This is a genomic window from Terrirhizobium terrae (genome assembly GCF_030323265.1).
Classification (GTDB): Bacteria; Pseudomonadota; Alphaproteobacteria; order Rhizobiales; family Rhizobiaceae; genus Neorhizobium.
Map to the genome: position 1 here is coordinate 1,233,906 of NZ_CP104992.1, position 23,460 is coordinate 1,257,365.

7 protein-coding genes are annotated in these 23,460 nt (G+C 62.9%); 5 read left to right on the forward strand and 2 right to left on the reverse strand.

Features of this window, described 5'->3' with window-relative positions; genetic code table 11:
• The first annotated feature begins 8 nt into the window (after positions 1–8).
• Together N7E02_RS13905 and N7E02_RS13910 are read left to right on the forward strand one after the other, a co-directional pair.
• Entirely contained in the window at positions 9–17,378 is a 17,370-nt protein-coding gene (locus tag N7E02_RS13905; protein ID WP_286582583.1) for an Ig-like domain-containing protein, read from the forward strand.
• A complete protein-coding gene (locus N7E02_RS13910; protein WP_286583820.1) occupies positions 17,339–20,479 on the forward strand; it encodes a tandem-95 repeat protein in 3,141 nt (1,046 codons plus the stop codon). The genes N7E02_RS13905 and N7E02_RS13910 overlap by 40 nt, the downstream gene beginning before the upstream one ends.
• 12 nt (positions 20,480–20,491) lie before the next feature.
• On the opposite strand, the gene N7E02_RS13915 is transcribed toward N7E02_RS13910, so the two are convergent.
• Both N7E02_RS13915 and N7E02_RS29700 read right to left on the reverse strand, forming a co-directional pair.
• The gene (locus tag N7E02_RS13915; protein ID WP_286582585.1) at positions 20,492–20,623 is read right to left on the reverse strand and encodes a hypothetical protein; all 132 of its coding nucleotides are present in this window, start codon (positions 20,621–20,623) and stop codon (positions 20,492–20,494) included.
• Positions 20,624–20,654: 31 nt separating this feature from the next.
• Positions 20,655–20,798, reverse strand: coding sequence for a MarR family transcriptional regulator (locus tag N7E02_RS29700; RefSeq protein WP_353622913.1), 144 nt, complete (start codon positions 20,796–20,798; stop codon positions 20,655–20,657).
• Between N7E02_RS29700 and N7E02_RS13920 the strand changes: the two genes are divergently transcribed.
• The 3 genes from N7E02_RS13920 (at position 20,775) to N7E02_RS13930 (ending at position 23,460) form a co-directional block, all read left to right on the forward strand.
• The gene (locus tag N7E02_RS13920; RefSeq protein WP_286582586.1) at positions 20,775–20,960 is read left to right on the forward strand and encodes a hypothetical protein; all 186 of its coding nucleotides are present in this window, start codon (positions 20,775–20,777) and stop codon (positions 20,958–20,960) included. The genes N7E02_RS29700 and N7E02_RS13920 overlap by 24 nt on opposite strands.
• A gap of 331 nt (positions 20,961–21,291) precedes the next feature.
• Positions 21,292–21,798: a sugar dehydrogenase complex small subunit gene (locus N7E02_RS13925; protein ID WP_286582587.1), complete on the forward strand. Its 507-nt coding sequence runs from the start codon at positions 21,292–21,294 to the stop codon at positions 21,796–21,798.
• A 27-nt stretch (positions 21,799–21,825) separates the two neighbouring features.
• A complete protein-coding gene (locus N7E02_RS13930; RefSeq protein ID WP_286582588.1) occupies positions 21,826–23,460 on the forward strand; it encodes a GMC family oxidoreductase in 1,635 nt (544 codons plus the stop codon).

A 23,460-nucleotide genomic window follows, 5' to 3' on the forward strand; every position in this document is an offset into this window, starting at 1 on the left:
CACCACCAATGAGGACACAGCCGTCACATTCGACGTACGGTCCAACGATCTCGGATGTCGACGGCGATCCGCTGACGGTAACGCGCATCAACGGCACGGCGATCTCCTCCGGCGGCTCGGTCGCCGTGACCGGCGGCACGGTGACGCTGAATGCCAATGGCACGCTGACTTTCACGCCGGCTGCCAACTACAATGGCAGCCCGACCTTCACCTACACGATCTCCGACGGCCAGGGTGGAACCGCGACGGCAACGGTCAATGGCACGGTCAGTCCGGTGCAGGATCCGCCGGTCGCCGGCAACGACGCGTTCACCACCGCCGAAGACACTCCGACGACGATCTCCGTTCTCGGCAATGACAGCGATCCGGACGGCGACGCGCTGACGATCACTGCCGTCAACGGCACGGCGATCACCTCCGGCGCAACGGTTTCCGTCACCGGCGGCGCGGTGACGCTGAATGCAAATGGCACGCTCACCTTCACGCCGACAGCCAACTACAATGGCAGCCCTAGCTTCACCTATACGATCTCGGACGGAAACGGAGGCACGGCGACCGCAACCGTCAACGGCACGGTTACACCGATCAATGATGCCCCGGTTGCCGGCAATGACACATTCACGACCGCCGAGGATACGGCGGTCAACATCAACGTCCGCGCCAACGATTCCGATGTCGACGGCGACACGCTGACGATCACGCAGATCAACGGCACTGCGATCGTGTCCGGTGCGACGGTTTCCGTCACCGGCGGCACGGTGACGCTCAATGCCAACGGCACGCTGACCTTCACCCCGGCCGCGAACTACAACGGCAGCCCGAGCTTCACCTATACGGTCTCGGACGGCAACGGTGGCACAGCGACCGCAACCGTCAACGGCACAGTGACGCCGGTCAACGACGCACCGGTCGCGACCAATGATACGTTCACCACGCCGGAAGACACGGCGATCACCATCGACGTACGCGCCAATGACAGTGACGTGGATGGCGATGCCCTGACGGTGACGGCCATCAACGGCACCGCGATTGCGACCGGCCAGTCCATCGCGATCACCGGCGGCTACATTCGCCTCGATGCGGATGGAAGACTGAGCTTCACGCCGAACGCCAATTTCAACGGCGCGGTCAGCTTCAGCTACACCGTCTCTGACGGCAATGGAGGCACTGCCACGGCAACCGTCAACGGCACCGTGACGGCGGTCAATGACGCACCGGTCTCGTCCAATGTCAGCATCTCGACGGCCGAGGATACGCCGTTCAGCGGCACGCTTTCGGCCACCGATGTCGATGGCGATACGATCACCTTCGCGGCCGGCACCACGACGCCCGCCAACGGCTCCGTGACCATCAATGCCAACGGCACCTATACCTATACGCCGAACGCCAATTACAACGGCAGCGACACGTTCAGCTTCGTCGTGACCGACCCGAACGGCGGACGCAACGAGTATACGGTCACCGTCACTGTCACAGGTGAGAACGATGCGCCGGTCGGCACGCCGCTGCCCAACCGGACCGCCAATGACGGCGCCAGCGTCAATTTCGACGTCTCCAGCTTCTTCTCCGATGCCGATAACGACACGCTGACCTATGCTCAGACCGGCCTGCCGAGCGGGCTCAGCATCACCGCCGCCGGCGTCATCACCGGCACGATCGACAACCAGGCGAGCCAGGGCGGCGTGAACGGCGTCTACACGGTGACGGTCACGGTCTCCGACGGAAACGGCGGAACTGCACAGCAGACATTCACGCTGACGGTGTCGAACCCGGCACCGATCGCGGTCAACGATACCGCGACGACGGCAGAAGACACGGCCGTCACCATCAATGTGCTGGCGAATGACAGCGATCCGGACGGCGACCCGCTGACCATCACCTCGGCGACGGCGGCGCACGGATCTGTGACGATCCTTGCCAATGGCCAGATTTCCTACCTGCCTTCGGCCAACTATAACGGCACGGATACGATCACCTACACGATCTCCGACGGCAATGGCGGCACGGCAACCGGTACGGTGACGGTGACCGTCACCCCGGTCAACGACGACCCAGTCGGCAGCCCGATCGCCGACCGTACCCGCAATGACGGCGACACCGACAGCCTCGACCTATCCGCCTTCTTCTCCGATCCCGAAGGCGGCGCGCTGACCTATACCGTCGAGGGTCTTCCAGCCGGCCTGACGCTGAGCGGCAGCACGATCTCCGGCGACATCGCCGCCGATGCCTCCGGGCCGACCGGCGAGCGTGTCTATACCGTTCGCGTCACGGCATCCGATGGTGCCGGCGGCACCGCCGTGATCACGTTCAGCTATACCGTTCTCAACATTCCACCGGTCGCCAATGACGACGCGGTGACGACCAACGAAGACACGCCGGTCGATATCGATATTCTCGACAACGACACGGATCCGGATGGCGATGCGGCCGAGGTGATCCGCGTCAACAATCAGGTCCTGACACCCAATGGTGCTGCGGTCGAGACCACCCATGGATCGGTGCGGCTGATCGAGAACCCGGACGGCAGCCAGTTCCTGCGCTTCACGCCCGACGCCGACTATAACGGCCAGGAGAGCTTCAGCTACACGATCGACGACGGCAATGGCGGCTTGGATACGGCAACGGTGACCGTCACCGTTCTGCCGGTCAACGACACCCCTACCCCGACCCAGCCGATCCCCGACCGGGTGCGCGCCGATGGCCAGTCCTTCACCTATGATGTCGCCGATTTCTTCACCGATCCGGACGGCGACGACCTGACCTTCACCATTACCGGCCTACCGGCTGGCCTGTCATACAATGCCGCGACCGGCCTGATCTTCGGCAATATCGACCGCAATGCCAGCCAGGGCGGCAATAACGGGGTCTATACGATCACGATCACCGCCACCGACGGCACGACGTCGACCCCGGCGCAAACGTTCGAGCTGACCGTCACCAATCCCGGCCCGACGGCAAACAACGATACGGCAACCGTCAACGAAGACACGTCGATCACCATCAATCCGCTCGCCAACGACACCGATCCCGACGGCGATACGCTGACGATTACGGCCGCAAGTGCCGGCAATGGCAGCGTCACGATCAACGCCGACGGCACGATCACCTATGTTCCGCAACTGAACTTCAACGGCGTCGACACGATCGTCTACACGATCTCCGATGGCGACGGCGGCGTCTCGACGGCAACGATCCGGGTCACGGTGACCCCGGTCAACGACAATCCGACCTCGGACCCGATCCCCGACCAGTATGACAGCGACGGCCAGACGGTCAGCTATGATGTCAGCCCGTATTTCGACGATATCGACGGCGAGGCATTGAGCTTTACCGCGCAAGGCCTACCGCCGGGCCTCTCGATGGACGCTGCCGGCCGTATTACCGGAACGCTGGCCGCCAACGCTTCCAATACCGATCCCTACACCGTCGAGATCACCGCATCGGACGGCAATGGCGGCACCACTATCCGCACCATCACCTGGTACGTCACCAACCTGCCGCCGAAGGCCTTCAACGACACGCTGACGTTAGGCGAAAACGCATCCGGCAGCGGTAATGTCCTGAGCAATGACCAGGATCCGGACAACGATCCCCTGAGCGTCGACCAGGTCGAAGGCGCGAGCGTCAATGTCGGCGTGGCCGTGGAAGGCTCAAATGGCGGCACGTTCGTCATCAACGCCAACGGCACATACACGTTCAACCCGGGCACCGACTTCGACGACATGTCCGTCGGCGATCCGCCGCGCACGACGACGATCACCTATCGCGTCACCGACGGCACGAATGTCGATACCGCGACGATCACCGTCACCATCAACGGCGTCAACGACGCCCCGACTGCCGATACGATCCCGAACTATACGCGCGCGGACGGCCAGTCGCTGACCGACCATCCCCTGCATCTCGGCGCCTTCTTCCAGGATATCGATGCCAACGACACGCTGACCTTCACGCAGAACGGTCTGCCGCAGGGCCTGACAATGGCCGCCGACGGTACGATCACCGGCGAGATCGCAAACGATGCCAGCCAGGGCGGACCGGAGGGCGACGGCGTCTATACGGTCACCATCACCGCCTCCGACGGTCGAGGCGGAACGGTAATCCAGACCTTCAGCTTCACCGTCACCAATCCTGCCCCAACGGCCGGCAACGATACGGTCGTGACCGGCGAAGACGAGCCCGTCACCTTCGACCCGATCACCGGCGATGGCACGACGAGCGGTGCCTTGGGAGCCGATACCGACCCGGATGGCGACACGCTGTCCATCGACCCGGATTTTGCGCCCGTCGCCGGCAACGGCACGGTCGTCGTAAATCCGGACGGCACGCTGACCTACACACCGAATGCCAATTACAACGGCACCGACACGATCGTCTATCGCGTTACCGACGACCAGGGCGGGGTCAGCACCGGCATCATCACCGTCTCCGTCGATGCCGAGAACGATCCGCCGATCTCCTCGCCGATCGCCGATGTCGAGCGCAATGACGGCGAGACGATCAGCTTCGACGTCTCCGGCAATTTCGTCGATCCCGAAGGCGAGCCGCTGACCTATACCGCGACCGGCCTGCCGCCGGGCCTTTCGATCGATCCCGAAACCGGCGTCATTTCCGGCAGGATCGACCCCGGCGCCTCCGGCCCGAACGGTATCAGCAGCTTCGTCGTGACCATCACCGCGACAGACCCGGACGAAGGCAGCGTCTCCGAGACCTTCACCTACACGATCAGGAATGTCGCGCCGAATGCCGAGAACGACGCGGTCACGACCAATGAAGACACACCGGTCGATATCGACATCCTTGCCAATGACACGGATGGGGACGGCGATACCGACACGGTCATTCGGGTGGAAGGCGTCAATCTGACGATCGGCGGTCCGGCTGTCATGACCGCCAACGGTTCCGTCCAACTGGTGCTCAATGCGGCCGGCCGCGAAGTGCTGCGCTTCACGCCCAACGCCAATTTCAACGGGACGGAATCCTTCGCCTATACGATCGGCGACGGCAATGGTGGCACCGACAGCGCGACTGTCACGGTGACCGTCACGCCCGTCAACGATGCGCCGGTGGCGACGCCCATTCCGGACCGCACGCAGGTCGACGGCTCTGCCTTCAGCCTCGATGTCCGTCCCTATTTCAGCGATGTCGACGGCCAGACGCTCACCTACACGGTTGGTGCGCTTCCGCCCGGCCTCACGTTCGATCCGGCAACCGGCCTGATCAGCGGCACGCTTGACGCGAGTGCATCGCAGGGGAGCCCCTATACGATCACCGTCACGGCGAGTGACGGCACTGCCTCGGTTTCCGACAGCTTCGTCTTCACCGTCACCAATCCGGCGCCCGGCGCTGCAAACGACACGGTCGATGCGACCGAAGACACGCCCGTCACCTTCAACCCTATCACCGGCGAAGGCACGGCGAGTGGCGATGCCGGCGAGGATATCGATCCGGACGGCGATCCGCTGACCATCACCCAGATCGACGGACAGGCGATCGCAGTCGGCCAGACGATCGCAGTCGCCGGCGGCAGCGTTACGCTCGCCGACGCGGACGGCAACCTGACCTTCACTCCGACGCTGAACTTCAACGGCACGGTCGGCTTCACCTACCGCGTCAGCGACGGCAATGGCGGCTTCTCCGATGCCTCGGTGACGCTCAACATCGCCGCCGTCAACGACGTTCCGGTCGTCGATCTGAACGGCACGGCAACCGGCGGCACCGGCAATCAGGTCTCCTTCATCGAAGGGGACGCGCCGGTTCAGATCGTCACGCCGGATGCGATCGTCTCCGATATCGAGGGCGGCGTCGTTTCGCTCGACGTTAACCTAGCGGGCTTTGCCGATGGCGGCAGCGAGATCATCCATCTGAACGGCGCCGTCGACATCATCGTCGGCACGGCGTCCAGCGGCACGATCGCCTTCGGCGGCACGACCTTCTTCTACAGCTACAATGGCAGCAACGCGCTGCATTTCGAAAACGCTGCAGGTCCGTCCGTTCCCATGCCGGATGCCGCTGCGAGCGCCTTGCTGCGCGCCCTGCAATACGAAAACCGCGACGACAATCTGACGGCCGGCGACCGTACGCTGACGATCTCGGTGACCGACAACCAGAACGCCACGACGCAAGCTGTGGCGACGGTCAGCGTCGGCGCGGTCAACGATCCGCCGGTCGCAGTGAACGACAATGCCACGACGGGCGAGAACACGCCGATCACCAGCGGCCCGAGCGTGCTCGGCAATGACAGCGATGCGGAAGGCACGACACTGACGGTGATCGCGGTCGGCGCGGGCAATCCGGGCGACGCGATCGACGGCTCTGACGGCGGCAGCTTCGTGATCGCCGCCGACGGCACCTATACGTTCGATCCCGGCACCGAGTTCGACGACCTGCAGGTGGGCGAGAGCCGCACCACGAGCGTGACCTACACGATCTCCGACGGCCAGGGTGGCACCGCAACCGCGACTCTCACCATCACCGTGACGGGCGAAAACGATGCGCCGGTCGGCGGCGATTTCACGCTCGACGCCACCGAGGACACGACCGCGACCGGCTTCCTGCCCGTTACCGATATCGATGGCGGTCCGCTCACCTATGCGGTGACCGGCCAGCCGGCCAACGGCACGATTACGATCGGCACGGATGGCAGCTATACCTATGTCCCGGCCGCCAATTTCTCCGGCGCGGACAGCTTCACCTATACGGTCAATGATGGCCGCACGACCGTGACCTTCACGGTTACCGTCAATGTAGAAAACGTCGAGGACCCGCCGGTCGGCGAAATCCCGAACCAAACCTATGACGATGCAGAGGACGTCTCGCTCGACGTCTCGCAGTTCTTCACCGATGCCGACGGCGACACACTGACCTTCAGCCAGACCGGTCTGCCGGAAGGCCTGACGATGGCCGCCGATGGCACCATCACCGGCACGCTCGAAAGCGATGCGTCGCAGGTAGCGGGCGGTGTCTATGTCGTCACCGTGACCGTCAGCGACGGCCAGACTGGCGGAACGATCACCCGCGATTTCACCATCACCGTGTCCAACCCGGCCCCGGTCGCCCAGAACGACGCGATCACGACCGGAGAAAACACGCCCGCCACCGGCTCGGTCTTTGCCAATAACGGCTCCGGCACCGACAGCGACCCGGATGGCGATACGATCACCGTCTCCGCTGTGAACGGCAATGCCTCCGGTGTCGGTACGAGCATCATCGGCACCGCCGGCGGCAGCTTCACCATTGCGGCAGGCGGCGGCTACACGTTCAATCCGGGTACGGATTTCGACGATCTTGCCGCCGGCGAAAGCCGCACGACAAGCGTGACCTACACGATCTCTGACGGCCAGGGTGGCACCTCGACGGCGACCTTCACGGTCACGGTCACTGGCGCAAACGACGCGCCGATCGGTGCTGACGCCACGATCGACGTGACCGAGGATACGCCCTTCAGCGGCACCCTGCCCGTTGCCACCGATGCGGAAGGCCAGCCGCTGACCTATGCCGCCGGCAGCCAGCCCGACAATGGCCGCGTCGTCGTCAATGCCGATGGCACCTATACCTATACGCCCGACCCGAACTTCAACGGCGAGGACTCGTTCACCTATACCGTCTCCGATGGCACCGCGACCGTCACCTATACGATCACCGTCAATGTCGGCGCGGTCAACGACGCACCGGTACTCGGCAACGATACGTTCACGCTGGATGAAGACGACAGCACCACGATCGACGTTCTTGCCAACGACAGCGATGCCGACAACGACCCGCTGACGATCACCGCGATCGACGGCCAGGCGATCGGTGTGGGCGGGACCGTGCCTGTCACCGGCGGCACGATCACGCTCAATGCGGATGGCACGCTGACATTCGCGGCGGCTGCGAATTTCAACGGCCCGCTGACCTTCACCTACACCGTCTCGGATGGCACGACGACCTCGACGGCGACGGTCTCCGGCCAGGTTGATGCGGTCAACGACACGCCTGTTGCGGTGGATGATGCAGCGACGACCGATGAGAACACCGCGATCGAAGGCAATGTCATCATCGGCAGCGACAGTGATCCGGATGGCGATACGCTGACGGTGATCGAGGTCGGTGCCGGCCCGAATGGAGTTGGCGCAACGCTTGCCGGCTCGAATGGCGGCAGCTTCGTCATTCTCGCCGACGGCTCATACAGCTTCGACCCGGGCGCGGCCTTCCAGGACCTGCAGGCCGGCGAAAGCCGCACGACGTCGATCGCCTACACGATTTCCGACGGCAATGGCGGCACGGCCACCGCGACGCTGACCGTCACCGTTACCGGTGTCAACGATGCCCCGACCGCGCCCACCCTGCCGCCGCGCAGCAATATCGACGGCGCCACGATCAATCTCGATCTTGGCAGCCAGTTCTCCGACATTGATGGCGACACGCTGTCCTATACCGTCACCGGCCTGCCGACCGGCCTGACCTACGACCCCGCAGCCGGCGCGATCACCGGCACGATCGATCCCTCCGCCTCCGGTCCGACCGGCACCTTCGCCTTCACCGTCACCATGACGGCAAGCGACGGCAATGGCGGCTCGGTGGAGCGCAGCTTCACCTGGACCGTCACCAACCCGGTTCCGGTGGCACAAGACGACACGTTTGCGATCGACGAAGGCGATACGCTTGAAGGCAACGTGCTGGCCAACAATGGCAACGGCGCCGATGCGGACGAAGATCCGCTGACCGTCTCGCTGGTCAACGGCCCGGCCAACGGCACCCTGACGCTGAATGCCGACGGCACCTTCACCTACCAGCCGAATGCCTTCTTCAACGGCACGGACAGCTTCACCTATCAGGTCGATGACGGCAATGGCGGTGTAAATACCGCGACGGTGACCATCAATATCGGCGCGGTCAACGATCCGCCGGTCCCGGCCGACGATACGTTCGCCATCGACGAAGATGGCAGCGCCGTCATCGACGTGCTCGGCAATGACAGCGATCCCGACAACGACACGCTGACAGTCACCGCCATCAACGGCCAGGCGATCTCAGCCGGCAATCCGGTCTCGGTCACCGGTGGCAGTGTCTCGCTCAACGCCGATGGCACGCTGACCTTCACCGCGGCAGCGAACTACAACGGCAGCCCGTCCTTCAGCTACACGGTGTCGGACGACACAGTCAGCCGCGACGCGATCGTCTCCGGCATCGTCCGCGCCATCAACGACGCGCCGGTCAACACGCTGCCTGGCAGCTTTGCCGGTTCCGAAGACACGGACTTGGCCCTCACAGGCATCCAGATCACCGATGTCGACGCTGGAAATGCGCCGGTTACGGTGACGCTTGGCGTCGATGCCGGTTCGCTGATCGCATTTTCGGGAGGCGGCGTCACGGTTGCCGGCAGCGGCTCGGCGAGCATCACGCTCACCGGATCGGTCGCAAACATCAACGCCTGGCTCGCGGGCCCGACGGCTCCGGTCTATCGGCCGGTCGCCAACAGCAGCGCCGCAGTCGCGCTGACGATGACGACCGATGACGGCGGCAATAGCGGCGCGGGCGGTGCCCTTTCCGCCACCAGCACGGCCTCGATCCTGATCGATCCGGTCAATGATGCGCCCGTTGCAACCGACCAGCTGATCTCGACGCCGGAAGACACACCGATCGCCGGGACGATTGCCGCATCCGACGTGGATGGCGATCCGCTGACCTATGTCGTCACCAGCCAGCCGGCCAATGGCCGCGTGACGATCGATGCCTCCGGCGCCTATCTCTACACGCCGAACACCGATTTCAACGGCACCGACAGCTTCACCGTCACCATCTCCGACGGCCAGGGCGGCACGACCACGGCCACCGTCACGATCGATGTCTCGCCGGTCAACGACGCGCCGATCGGGTCCGATGGTGCGATCACGGTAATGGAAGACGTGCCTTTCACCGGACAGTTGCCGGCAGCGACAGATCCGGAAGGATCACCGATCACCTACGCGGTCGGCAGCCAGCCGGCGCATGGGACGGTGACGGTCAATGCCGATGGCAGCTACAGCTACAGCCCGGCCGCCAACTACAATGGCGCTGACTCGTTCACCTTTACGGTGAGTGACGGAACGGCGACGACCACCTACACGATCGCGATCACCGTCACTGCGGTCAACGACGCGCCGGTCGGCTCGAATACATCGATCTCGATCAACGAGGACACGCCCTTCACCGGCCAGCTACCGACGGCGACCGATGCCGAGAGCGATGCCATCACCTACGCGCTGGCGACTACGGCCGCGAACGGCACCGTCACCGTCAATGCCGACGGCAGCTACAGCTACACGCCGAATGCCAATTTCAACGGCACCGACAGCTTCACATACACGGTCAGCGACGGTGCGGCTTCCAACACCTATACGGTGACGATCAATGTCGGTGCCGTGAATGACGCGCCGATCGCCGACGACCTCGCGGTGACGATCGACGAAGACACGCCGATCGTGAACGGCACCTTGCCGGAAGCCACCGATGCGGAAGGCGACGACATCACCTATGCGCTCGGCAACAGCCCGCTGAACGGCAGCGTCACCGTCAATCCTGACGGCACTTACAGCTACACGCCAAACGCCAATTTCAACGGCACCGATACCTTCACCTATACCGTCAGCGACGGCGCAGCCTCGAACACCTATACGGTCACCATTACCGTCGATCCGGTCAATGACGCGCCGGTGGCGCCCAACGCGTCGATCTCCGTCACGGAGGACGTTCCGTTCAATGGCAACCTGCCGACGGCAACCGATGTCGAAGGCGACGACGTCGTCTATGCGGTCGCCGACCAGGCAACCAATGGCACCGTGAGCATCAATCCCGATGGTTCCTACACCTACACACCGAACGGCAACTACAACGGTCCGGACAGCTTTACTTATACGGTGAGCGACGGTGTCGATTCCAACACCTATACCGTCACCATCTCGGTCGGCGCGGTGAACGATGCACCGGTCGCATCCGACGCCTCTGTCACGATCGACGAGGATACGTCGATCACCAATGCCGCCCTGCCCGCCGCCACCGATGCGGATGGTGACACGGTTTCCTACGCGCTCAGAAGCCAGGCCGCCCACGGCACGGTCGTCGTCAACGGCAATGGCACCTACAGTTATGTCCCGAACGCCAATTTCAATGGCACGGATACGTTCACCTACACGGTCAGCGACGGTACGGCTTCGAACACCTACACGGTGACGATCACCGTCAACCCGATCAACGATGCGCCGGTCGCCTCCAATACATCGATCTCGGTCACCGAAGACGTTCCGTTCACTGGCAACCTCCCGACGGCAACCGATGCCGAAGGCGACGATGTCGTCTATTCGATCGCCGGCCAGGCAACCAACGGCACCGTCAGCATCAATCCCGACGGCTCCTATACCTACACGCCGAACGCCAACTACAACGGCCCGGACAGCTTCAGCTACACGGTAAGCGATGGCATCGATTCCAACACTTATACGGTTACCATCTCCGTCGGTGCGGTGAACGATGCACCGGTCGCATCCGATACCTCGGTCACGATCGACGAGGACACCGCGATCACCAACGGCACATTGCCGGCCGCGACCGATGCGGATGGCAATACGATTTCCTATGCACTCGGAAGCCAGGCCGCCAACGGCACGGTCGTCGTCAACGGCAATGGCACTTATAGCTATGTGCCGAACGCCAATTTCAACGGCACCGATACATTCACCTATACCGTGAGCGACGGCACCGCCACCGCCACCTACACGGTCACTATCACGGTCAATCCAATCAACGATGCGCCGGTCGCCTCGGATACGCCGATCTCGGTCACCGAAGACACGCCGCTCGATGGCCAACTGCCGCCGGCAACCGATGTCGAAAATGACGACATCAGCTACGCGCTCGGCACCGGTCCGGCGAATGGAACGGTCGTCGTCAACGCGGACGGTTCCTACACCTATACGCCGGATGCCGATTATAACGGGCCCGACAGCTTCACCTATACCGTCAGCGACGGCGTCTCCTTCAACACCTATACGGTGACCGTCACTGTCGGACCGGAGAATGACGCGCCGATCGCCGATAACGCGACGACAACGACAGATGAAGACACACCGATCACCAATGGCGTGCTGCCGGTCGCGACAGATCCAGAAGGATCGCCCGTCACCTACGGGCTTGGCCGCGATGCACTGAACGGTAGCGTGACAGTCAATGAGGACGGCACCTATTCCTACGTGCCGGACGCCAATTTCAACGGCACCGACTCGTTCACCTACACGGTGACTGACGGCACGGCGACGAGCACCTACACGGTGACGATCACGGTCAATGCGATCAACGATGCACCGGTCGCGGCCGATGCGGCAATCTCGGTCACCGAAGACACGCCGTTCGCGGGCGACCTGCCGCGGGCAACCGATGTCGAAGGCAACGATGTTACCTACGCGCTTGGCACCGGCCCGACGAACGGCACGATCGTTGTCAACGCCGACGGCTCCTACACCTACACGCCGAATGCCGACTATAATGGCCCGGACAGCTTTACCTATACGGTGAGCGATGGGGTGGATTCGAACATCTATACCGTGACCATCTCGGTCGGCGCGGTGAACGACGCACCGATAGCTGACAACGCGACGGCGACCACCGATGAAGACACGCCGATCACCAATGGCGTGCTGCCGGCCGCCACCGATCCGGAAGGATCGCCCGTCACTTACGGGCTCGGCCGCGATACCCTGAACGGCACCGTCACGGTCAACGCGAACGGCACGTACTCCTACGTCCCGGACGCCAATTTCAATGGTACCGACGGCTTCACTTACACGGTGAGCGACGGCACGGCGACGAGCACCTATACGGTGACGATTACCGTCAATGCGGTCAACGATGCGCCGGTCGCATCCGATACGGCGATCTCGGTCACCGAGGACACGCCTTTCGCCGGCTCGCTTCCCCAGGCGACCGATGTCGAGGGCGACGACGTCACCTACGTCCTGGGCGACGGACCTTCCAATGGCACCCTCGTGCTCAACGCCGACGGGACATACGCCTATACGCCGAATGCCAATTTCAACGGCACGGACAGCTTCACCTATACCGTGACGGATGGCGCCGGGACCTCGGCGGTCTATACCGTCGCGATCACCGTCACGCCGGTCAATGACGCGCCCGTCGGCTCGGGTGATGCGATCACTGTCACCGAGGATGTACCCTTCGACGGCCAGCTTCCTGCGGCCACCGACGCCGATGGCGACGATCTCGACTACGCGCTGGGAAGCGCCGCGACCAATGGCACGGTCACCGTGAATGCCGACGGCAGCTATCGCTACGTGCCGAACGCCAATTTCAACGGCTCCGACAGCTTTACCTATACCGTCTCCGATGGCGTAGCGACCTCGACCTATACGGTGACGATCACCGTCACGGCGGTCGACGATGCACCGATCGGCTCGGACGGCGCGATCACCGTCACCGAAGACGTGCCCTTCAACGGCGCGCTGCCGGCTGCCACCGATCCGGAAGGCAATCCGGTCAGCTACAGCCTAGAGACGGCCCCCGCCAACGGCACGATCGTGCTCAATGAGGACGGCACCTATACCTACACGCCGAATGCAAATTTCAACGGATCGGATGTCTTCACCTATACCGTCAGCGACGGTGCTGAGACATCCACCTACACGATCAGCATCACCGTCAACGCGGTCAACGATGCGCCGGTCGGCTCGAACGATGCGATCACGGTCGTCGAGGATACTCCGTTCGACGGCGAGCTGCCGCCTGCAAGCGACGCGGAAAACGATCCGCTTACCTATGAACTCGGCACCCAGGCGGTGAACGGCACCGTCACCGTCAATGCGGACGGCATCTATCGCTACGTCCCGAACCCGAATTTCAGCGGCAGCGACTCCTTCACCTATACGGTCAGCGATGGCCTGGCCTCGTCCACGTACACCGTCACGATCAATGTCACGGAGGTGAATGACGCGCCGATCGGATCCGATACCAGCATTTCCGTGACCGAGGACGTGCCTGCGAACGGCACCCTGCCCCGCGCCACCGACCCGGAAGGCCAGCCCCTCACCTACGGCCTCGGCACCACTCTACCGGCCCATGGCACGGTCACCGTCAACGCCGACGGCACCTATACCTATACGCCGGCTGCCAACTACAACGGCACCGACACGTTCACCTATACCGTCACCGATGGCACAGCGACCTCAACCTATACGGTCACGGTAACGGTGGGTGCGGTCAACGACGCGCCGGTCGGCAGCAATGACGCCGTCTCGACCGACGAGGACACGGCCTATAACGGCCAGCTTCCGACGGCGACCGATGCCGATGGCGATGCGCTGACCTATGCCAAGGCCAGTGATCCGGCGAACGGCACGCTCACGGTCAATGCGAACGGCAGCTATGCCTATGTGCCTAACGCCAATTTCAACGGCACGGACAGCTTTACCTACACCGTCTCGGACGGCATCGCGACACGCAGCTACACCGTCACGGTCACCGTCAATGCCGTCAACGATGCCCCGAGCGGTTCGGATGGCGCGATCAGCACGGACGAGGATACGCCGTTCACCGGACAGCTGCCGACCGCCACCGACCAGGACGGCGATCCGCTGTCCTACCGCCTTGCAACGCAGGCAGAAAACGGTGCCGTCTCGATCAATCTCGACGGCAGCTATACCTACACGCCGAATGCCGACTTCAACGGAACGGACAGCTTCACCTATACGGTGAGCGACGGCCGGATCGAACGCACCTACACGATCACCGTCACGGTCGGCGCGGAGAACGATCCGCCGGTCGGCGAAGACTTGGATATCGCGATCGATGAGGATGGCACGGCGGCGGGCCAGCTGCCTCAGGCAACGGATCCGGACGGCGACCCGCTGACCTACGGCCTCGGTACGCAGGCCGGCAATGGCACGGCCACCGTCAACGAAGACGGCAGCTATACCTATGTGCCGAATGCCAACTTCAACGGCACAGACACGTTCACCTATACGGTGACCGATGGCACCGTAACGGTCAGCTACACCGTCACAATCACCGTCAATGCCGTCAACGACCCGCCCACCGGCGCCGACGATGCGATCACGACGGCCGAGGACACGCCGTTCGAAGGCGTGCTGCCGGTTGCGACCGATCCGGATGGCGATACGCTGCGCTACAGCCTTGCCGTCCAGGCCGGAAACGGCATCGTCGCGATCAATGCCGACGGCAGCTATAGCTACACGCCCGACGCCAATTTCAATGGCACCGATGCGTTCACCTATGCCGTCAGCGACGGCACGGTGATCCGCACCTATACCGTCACCGTGACGGTGACGCCGGAGAACGATGCCCCGGTCGGCCGCGACGATGCGGTCGAGACGAATGAGGATACAGCCTATGACGGCCAGCTTCCGGCTGCGACCGACGTTGATGGCGAGACCCTAACCTACGGCCTCGGCGAGCAGGCGGCGAACGGCACCGTCACAGTCAACACCGATGGCAGCTACACCTATGTGCCGGATGCCAATTTCAACGGCACGGACAGCTTCGACTATACAGTGACCGACGGCACCACGACCGTCACCTACACGGTCACCATCACCGTCGGCGCGGTCAACGATCCGCCGGTCGGCCAGGACGATGCGGTCGCAACGGACGAAGACACGGCCTTTGACGGCCAGCTTCCGACAGCGACCGACGCCGATGGCGATGCCCTGGTATATGGCAAGGGCAGGGACCCAGAAAACGGTACCGTCACCGTCAATGAAGACGGCAGCTATACCTACACGCCGAATGCCGTTTTCAACGGCAGCGACTCGTTCACCTATACCGTAAGTGACGGTGCCTCGACATCGACCTACACCGTCACCATCACCGTTCGGCCGGTCAATGATGCGCCCGTCGGCAGAAACGATGCCGTCTCGACGGCCGAGGATACGCCTCTCGATGGTCAGTTGCCGGTCGCGACCGATGTGGATGGCGATACGCTGACTTACGGTCTGGGCGAACAGGCCGAAAACGGCACCGTTACGGTCAATGCGGACGGCAGCTACAGCTACGTGCCAAACGCCGATTTCGCCGGCACCGACACCTTCACCTACACCGTCACGGACGGAACCGAGACCGTCAGCTATACCGTCACCGTCACTGTCGGCGCGGTCAATGATCCACCGGTCGGCCAGGATGACGACATTTTAACCGACGAGGACGTGACCTTCGAAGGCCAGCTTCCGACGGCGACCGACGCCGATGGCGACCCGCTAACCTATGCTGTCGGCAGCCAGCCTCTGCACGGCACCGTCACGGTCAATGCGGATGGCAGCTACACCTACCAGCCGGCCGCCAATTACAACGGCGCGGACTCCTTCACTTACACGGTAAGCGACGGAACGGCGACCGCGACCTATACCGTCAACATCACGATCGATCCGGTAAATGATGCGCCGGTCGGCTCCGACCTGGAGATCTCGGTCGAGAATGACGGAACCGCGACCGGCACCCTGCCGCCGGCAACAGATCCGGAGGGCTCGCCCGTCAGCTATGCGCTCGGCACAGTAACGCCGGGTGCATTGGTGACCGTCAATGCGGACGGTATCTACAGCTACACGCCGCCTCCGGGCTTCAGCGGTCCCGATACGTTTACCTATACGGTCAGCGACGGGGACGAGACCTCGACCTACACGGTCACCGTCAATGTCGGTCCGGCGAACCAGCCACCGACCGCTGACGACGACACTGTCGATGCGATAGAAGACGAGCCGCTGTCCGGCGAACTTCCAGTAGCGACCGATCCTGAAGGATCGCCGGTCACCTATGCGCTCGGCCGGGATGCCATCAACGGCTCGGTCATCGTCAACGCGGACGGAACCTATACCTACACCCCGAACCCGAATTTCAGCGGCACGGACTCGTTCACCTATAGCGTCAGCGATGGCTCGGCATCGTCCGTCTATACGATCACCATCAATGTCGCCGAGGTAAACGACGCGCCGGTCGGTTCGGACATCAGCATTTCGGTGACCGAGGATGTACCGGCGAGCGGCACGCTGCCGCCGGCGACCGATCCGGAAGGCCAGCCAGTTACCTACGGTCTCGGCACAACGCTGCCCGAGCACGGCTCGGTCGTCGTCAACACGGACGGCACTTATACCTATACGCCGAACGCCAACTTCAATGGTGCCGACAGCTTCACCTACATCGTCAGCGATGGCGCGGCAACCGTCAGCTATACCGTCACCGTTACCGTCGGCGCCGTCAACGACCCACCGGTCGGCCAGGACGGGACGGCCTCGGCCATTGAAGACACCCCTTTGAAGGCCAGCTGCCCGCCGCAACCGACGCCGACGGCAACCAACTCATCTACGCCAAGGGCAGCGATCCGGCGAACGGCACGGTGATCGTCAATGCGGACGGCACCTACACCTACACGCCGAACGCCAATTTCAACGGCACGGATAGCTTCACCTATACTGTGAGTGATGGCGCAGCGACGCAGACCTATACGATCACGGTCACCGTCGCGCCGGTCAACGACGCGCCGGTCGGTCGCAATGATGCGGTTTCGACCAGCGAGGATGTGACCTTCAACGGCCAGCTGCCAACGGCATCGGACCCGGATGGCGATGCGCTGACCTACGGTCTCGGAACCCAGGCCGGAAACGGCACCGTGACCGTCAATCCAGACGGCAGCTACAGCTACGTACCGAATGCCAACTTCAACGGCATGGACAGCTTCACCTATACCGTCAGCGATGGAACGACGACCGTCAGCTACGCAGTCACCGTAACGGTTGGTGCGGTCAACGATCCGCCGGTCGGCAGCGATGGCACTGCCTCTACCAATGAGGATACACCGATCAACGGCCAGCTTCCGGCTGCCACCGACGCCGATGGCGATGCGCTCATCTATGCGAAAGGCAGCGACCCCGCCAACGGGAACGTCACGGTCAATGCAAGCGGCAGCTACACCTACACTCCGAACGCCAACTTCAACGGCACCGATACATTTACCTACACCGTTACCGATGGCACGGCGACGCGGACCTACACCGTCACCGTCACGGTCGGTGGCGAAAACGATCCTCCGGTCGGAGCGAACCTCGACGTCACGATCGATGAAGACGGCAGGGCGCAGGGACAATTGCCGCAGGCGACCGATCCGGACGGCGATGCGCTGACCTACGGGCTCGGCACCCAGGCCGGAAACGGCACGGCAACCGTCAATGCCGATGGCAGCTATAGCTACGTTCCGAACGCCAATTTCAACGGTACGGACACATTCACCTATACCGTCGACGACGGCACGACGATCGTCAGCTATACGGTCACGATCATCGTCAATCCCGTTCAGGATGCGCCTGTCGGTTCGGACGGCGCGATCACCACCAACGAGGACACGGCCTTCAACGGCCGCCTGCCGGTCGCGACCGATGCGGATGGCGATACGCTCGTCTACGGCCTCGGCAGCCAGGCAAGCAATGGCGCAGTGGTGATCAATGCCGATGGCACCTATCGCTATGTCCCGGCCGCGAACTTCTCCGGCACCGACAGTTTCACTTACACCGTGAGCGATGGAACGACGACGGTCGCCTATACGATCGCTATCACGGTCGTTCCGGTCAATGATGCGCCGGTTGGCGAGAATGCCGCGATTACTACGCCGGAAGACACGGTAACGACGGGTCGCCTGCCGGTCGCAACGGATGCGGATGGAGACACGCTGACCTACGGTCTCGGCGCTGCGGCGACCCACGGCACTGTCGTCGTCAATGCGGATGGCACGTACAGCTACACGCCGAACCGGAATTTCAACGGCACCGACAGCTTCACCTATACGGTGAGCGATGGCACGGCGACCTCGACCTATACGGTTACCGTCACCGTGACACCGGTCAATGACGCGCCGATCGGCTCCGACACGGCAATCTCGGCAACCTCGGGCTCGACGACGACAGGAAGCCTGCCGTCGGCAACCGATCCCGAAGGCTCACCCGTCACCTATGGTCTTGGAACCCAGGCACAGCACGGCACGGTCACCATCAACGCCGATGGCAGCTACAGCTATACACCGGTAGCCGGCTATGTAGGAAGCGACAGCTTCACCTATACGGTGAGCGACGGCCAGGCGACTTCGACCTACACCGTCACCGTCTCGGTCGGCGCGGCCAACCAGCCGCCGGTGGGTGCAGACGCGAATGTCGTGGCCTTCGAGGACACGCCGCTCAACGGTCGACTGCCGGTTGCGACCGATGCCGATGGCGACGCGCTGACCTATGGCCTCGGCGCGCAGGCGGTTCACGGCACGGTCACCGTCAATCGCGACGGTACCTACACCTATGTACCGACGCTGAACTACAACGGCACCGACACATTCATCTATACCGTCAGCGACGGCCGCTCGACCTCGACCTATACCGTCACGATCACGGTTGATCCGGTCAACGACCCGCCAGTCGGCTCCGATACGTCGGTCTCGGTACCGGAAGGCGAAACGATCACGGGGGCACTGCCGCCCGCCACCGATCCTGAAGGCCAGCCGATTGTCTACGGTCTCGGAACCGGTCCGCGCCACGGCACGGTGACCATCAACCCGGACGGCACCTACACCTACACGCCGGCCGATGGTTACAGCGGTTCCGACAGCTTCACCTACACGATCAGCGACGGCACCAGTGTCGCGACCTATACGGTCAGCATCACGATCGACCCGGCCGAGCCGCCGGAAGAGCCCCGGCCGCCGCTGGAGGTCGATCCGCCACCACCGATCACCGCAGAGCCAACAGATCCAGGGCAGCCGCCATCGACGTACGATGGCATCCCGGCCGGATCTCCGTCGCCGATCTCATCGATCATGGACGACCTGGACGGCATCGCCGATCTGACTGCTCAGGGTCCGATCGTCAATGTGGTGAACTCGATCCGCTCGCTGAACGGCATGGGCTACCTGCCGGAACAGGGCGCCGTGCTCTATGTCGCGAGCCAGATCGGCGACTGGAAGGAGAGTGGCTACATCATCGATGAACTGACCGCCGGCTTCTTCAAGGGTGGTTCGAACATCCACCTAGCCCGCGAAGGGGCGGAAAGCACCTGGTTCCAGATCGATACGATGGTCTACAACGATTACCTCTACATCATGCCGTCGTCCCAGGGCGGAGTCGAAGAAGCATCCTTCGGGGTGACGCTGGCCGACGGCAGCCCGCTGCCGGATTGGCTGAAGCCGACACGACAGGGGCTCGTCATCGGCCGTCCGCCGGTCGGTCTGCAGTTCATTGATCTTCGCATCTACGGTACGTCGTCGGACGGCGTGATCTCCGACACGATCCGTATCGACCTGCATACGGGCGCGGTCATCGACCATGTCAGCGACCAGCGCACCGAATATGCGCCGACACTCTTCTCCGACAGCCTGCTGGCCTCGATGCCGATGGACATGGAAGACGGCAGCTTCTCGGCGCTTGCCCGCGCGCTGGAGCAATGGAATGAGGCGCCGCATGGTTGATGCGGCGCGAGCTCAGCTTTCCTTGTCGAGGATAGAGCTGAAGGCCTTCATGTCTTTGACGAAATTCAGGAAGCGTTCCCGGCCCAGCGACTGTTCGATACGTGCCCTCGCCCGCGCCGCAGCTGCAGCGACCTGTTCGAGCATCGTCTCGCCATCGGCAGTGATGTAAAGCAGCCTAGCACGCTTGTCGTTCTTGTCGACCTCGCGGCGAGATCATACCGCGTGCTTCGAGATTTTCGACGCATTTGGTGACGGATGAGCGGTCCAGAGCGATCCGTTCTCCCAGCATGTTCTGATGGATGCCGGGCTCGATCTGGATGAAAGCGAGCGCGCTGAATTGGGTCGGCGAAAAGCCGAGTTCGGCGGCTTCTTCGGTAAAAAGCGCGAGGGCGACCTGCTGGCAGCGCCTCAGCAGAATTCCATGCGTGTTCAACATCCAATCGGCAGTCAGGGCCACAGGCGGGTGCTTCCTCTTGGCTAATTGACAAGGGTCAATTAGTTGGATAGCTGATAATCAGCTATCCAACTATTATGGTGCGGAGGCAGAATGTGCTCATCGTCATGCGACAGGGCGCAAACGCTGTCGCTTGCGCCATGGTGACACCCATGCCTGAGACGCCCCTTCTATCTTCCTTTTCCGCATCGGAAAACCCTGCCGGGTCACCGGCGGGCACAAAAGGAATTTCCGGCCGGCATCTCTTGCCCATGCAGCATGCCGGCATTGCCGGACCCCACCCCCGAGGCAGATGCCTCCTTCCTGTCAGGTAGATGATATGAGCGGACGGACGAGAGATCCCAACGAAAAACTATTGATGTCGCGACGCGGACTGCTGCTCGGCAGCGCCATTGTGCTTGGCGCCGGCATGGTCGCATCGCTCTGTCCCACCCCGTCGCTGGCGGCAGTCGACAGCGGTTTGGCGGCCCGCTTCATGGAACTGTCGAACCTGCTGATCAACCACCAGCTCAACCCGGCAGTGGGCGCAAAGATCGCCGAAACGGCATCCGGCCAGTACCAGAACCTGCCCCAGATGCTCGACGCGATCATCAAGATTGCGCAGACGAAGAAAGCAACCGAAGTCGAGGCCTTCTTCACCGACATCCCGGATGGGGAACTGAAGGACTTCGCCCATTGGGTGATCTTCGCCTGGTATTCCGGCTGTTCCTCCGAAAAGCGCAACGCCACCGTCTTCACCTATGAAGAAGCGCTCGTTTTCAAGCCCACCAGCGACATCCTCACCATCCCCTCCTACGGCATTTCCGGCCCGAACCAGTGGATGCGTCCGAACCTGCCGCTCTCGGCTCCGATGCCGACCTTCTGACGAAACCCAGCGAAGAAAAGCTTTCCCATGGTTACCAAGACTAGTGCCGACGTCGTCATCGTCGGAACGGGCGTCGTCGGCGTCGTGATCGCCGAACAGATGCTCGATGCAGGCCATTCCGTCCTCATGATCGAGGCCGGCCCGCGGGTTACTCGCGCCGAAGTGGTCGAGAACTGGCGCAACGCGCCGCTCGGCGTCAAGGGCGACACTTCCGTCGCCTACCCCATCCGCCCCTGGGCGCCGCATCCGATGGGCGGCGAAAAGCCCGAGGACGCCTATCTGCAATTCAGCGGCCCCGACGCCTACGACCAGACCTACATCCGTTATGCCGGTGGCTCTACCTGGCACTGGGCCGGCACGTCCTGGCGCCTGACGCCGGAAGACATGCGCATCAACTCGCTTTATGGCGTCGGCCGCGACTGGGCCTTCGACTACGATACACTGGAGCCCTATTACGTCCGCACCGAGCACAAGCTCGGCATCTGCGGCCCCTCCGACCGCGCCCAGCAATGGCCGCAAACCGGTGCCCGCTCCGCTCCCTATCCGATGCCGGCCCTGCCGTTTTCGCCGGGCGAGGTAAAATTCACCGAGGTCGTAAAGACGCTCGGCTACAACAACATTCCCGTCTCGCAGGCCCGCAACAGCGGCATGCCCTATGATGGCCGCCCGGCCTGCTGCGCCAACAACAACTGCGTGCCCGTCTGTCCCGTTGCCGCCAAGTATGATGCGGAAACCGCCCTGCATCGCCTGGAAAAGAAGGGCGCAACGTTGCTCGTCGATTCCGTCGTCTACAAGGTGGAGACATCCGCACAGAACAAGATCGAGGCCGTCCACTTCTACGACCAGCACAAGGAAACACACCGGATCACCGGCAAGCTTTTCGTGCTCGCCTGCAACGGTCTCGAAAACCCGAAACTGCTCCTGATGTCGACCGACGACCGCAACCCGAACGGGGTTGCCAACTCGTCGGATCAGGTCGGCCGCAACATGATGGACCATCCGGCCCGCACCTTTACCGTCACCACCAAGGAGCCTTTCTGGTCGGGCGTCGGCCCGGTGGTCAATTCGGGCATCATGCAGACTTCGCAAGGCGATTTCCGCTCCGAACATGCCGGCGCCTATTTCCGCTACAACAATTTCGCGCGCAACCGCTACATCACCTTCGCGGCACTGAAGAAGGGCCTCGTCGGCAAGGCGCTGGACGAGGAAATCCGCCGCATGACGGCCTGCACGGCCGATATCGTAGCAGCGCACGAAATCCTCGCGGATCCGAATAACCGCCTTACCCTGTCGGACAAGAAGGATTGGCTCGGCTTGCCCCGGCCGTCGATCCACTATGACGTCGGCGATTACGTCCGCAAATCCTGGGAGGCCTATTCCCAGCCGATCGGCAAGCAGCTCGCCGAGGCAATGGGTGCGACAGACATCAAGATCTCGCCGAAATTCAACAACAGCAAGCACATCATGGGCGGCACCATCATGGGCACGGATGCCGCAAACTCGGTTGTCGACGTGGATTGCCGCGCCCATGACCACGAGAACCTGTTCATCCCGGGCGGCGGTGCAATGGCCGCCGGCGCCTGCGGCAACAGCACCATCACCATGGTCGCGCTCGCCCTCAAGGCCGGCGACGCGATGGTCGACCAGATGCGGGGCGCATGA